We start from the raw sequence: 383 nt of genomic DNA, 5'->3' as shown, positions 1-383 counted from the left end.
GGGTAATGCCTCGTCGCTTCATTGCCAGAGTTAAGTTCTCGCCTAAGATGCTTAATACCTTTCTGTGCTTTGGAAAAACGACGGCGGTGCGCTTTGTTGTTGATTCGGTGGCATTCATAGTGAAACTATATTTTCTTAAATCTTCAGATAGTGAAAGTATAGCTTCACTTTTGACTTTGAGTAAACTGACCGTTTGATATTGTTCGGTAGGTTAAAGTGAAACTATATTTTCATTTTTAGTTAGATAAAGAAGCTATAGTTTCACTTTCAATCTTTTTCTCACACTTTATTTAAGAGATTCTTGTACGGGTAACCTTCTACCCAAAAACCTATTCTATGTTCTGAACCTGCTCTCTCATCTGCTCAATCAACACTTTAAGTTC

1 protein-coding gene is annotated in these 383 nt (G+C 36.6%); it reads left to right on the top strand.

Annotated features, from left to right (window positions below; genetic code table 11):
- Positions 1-197 (top strand): hypothetical protein (locus BTA35_RS18615; RefSeq protein WP_238377651.1); only part of this gene is annotated, 197 nt, incomplete at its 5' end.
- Positions 198-383 lie beyond the last annotated feature (186 nt).

This window comes from Oceanospirillum linum (assembly GCF_001995095.2).
GTDB classification, from domain to species: domain Bacteria; phylum Pseudomonadota; class Gammaproteobacteria; order Pseudomonadales; family Halomonadaceae; genus Oceanospirillum; species Oceanospirillum linum.
Note: the sequence above shows the minus strand (reverse complement) of the source record. Positions and strands in the feature narration are given on the sequence as shown.